The organism is Henriciella marina (assembly GCF_027213945.1).
GTDB lineage: Bacteria > Pseudomonadota > Alphaproteobacteria > Caulobacterales > Hyphomonadaceae > Henriciella > Henriciella marina_A.
Genome location: NZ_JAPWGW010000054.1, coordinates 1 through 263, shown reverse-complemented (window position 1 = coordinate 263; position 263 = coordinate 1). Strand labels below are relative to the sequence as shown.

At 35.7% G+C, this 263-nt stretch carries 1 protein-coding gene; it reads left to right on the top strand.

Translation table 11 applies throughout. The features are described from left to right. The coding region (locus O4G74_RS16150; RefSeq protein ID WP_269403536.1) for a hypothetical protein at positions 1-263 on the top strand (263 nt) is incomplete at both ends.

Below are 263 nucleotides of genomic sequence, written 5' to 3'. Positions count from 1 at the left end.
GTGTCGATATTAATGAGCATGAATATCGATGGGACTTTGTAATTGAATATTCAGTAAACAATCAGCGAAGAACCTCGCAAAAGTGTAAAGATCCATACGATTGCTTTTTATGGTTAGCAAGAGAACTTGATGGTAATCCATCAAAGTTTGGAAGTTATGATTTAGAACATCATAAAAGGGTTAAGAGTACCCAAGTATCTATCTCTAGTGAGGGTGCTGAATTATACGTTATGTCACACCTCATGCTAGATATGCGGTTATTA